Source organism: Mesorhizobium sp. M1A.F.Ca.ET.072.01.1.1, from assembly GCF_004023325.1.
Classification (GTDB): domain Bacteria; phylum Pseudomonadota; class Alphaproteobacteria; order Rhizobiales; family Rhizobiaceae; genus Mesorhizobium.
This window is the reverse complement of record NZ_RZSF01000719.1, coordinates 1-485: the sequence shown is the minus strand read 5'-3', so window position 1 is coordinate 485 and position 485 is coordinate 1. Positions and strand designations below refer to the sequence as shown.

The 485-nt window shown below is 62.1% G+C and carries 1 protein-coding gene; it reads left to right on the top strand.

The genetic code is table 11. The annotated features are described in order from the left end of the window. Positions 1–485: MBL fold metallo-hydrolase (locus EOA32_RS37710; RefSeq protein ID WP_145971531.1), on the top strand; the 485-nt coding region annotated here is incomplete at both ends.

The window sequence follows — 485 nt, the reverse complement described above, 5'->3', positions numbered from 1 at the left end:
GACGCGGGCTCTGGCCTGCGGCCTGCCGGCTGGGCGCTTCGTGCGTCGGGCGTGACCGATTTCGATCTGTTTTTCACGCATTGTCATTACGATCACATCATCGGGCTGCCGGCCTTTAAGCCGATGTATGACCGGAGCGTCAAACTCAGGCTTTGGTCCGGGCATCTTGCAGGACGCATGACGACCCGGCAGATGGTCGATGAGTTCATGCGGCCGCCCTGGTTTCCGGTGAGACTGGATGTCTGCAAGGCAAGCCTCGACTATCGCGATTTCGTATCCGGAGACGTGCTTCGGCCGCGCCAAGGGGTGGTGGTCCGAACCGGCAGTCTCACCCATCCCGGTGGCTGCATAGGCTACCGGGTCGAATGGGGTGGCCGCGTCGTGGCGGTGATCACGGACACCGAGCACGAGCCGGGCCAGCTCGATCAGGCGATCCTCGATCTCATCGAGGATGCCGACCTCGTCATTTACGATTGCACCTACAC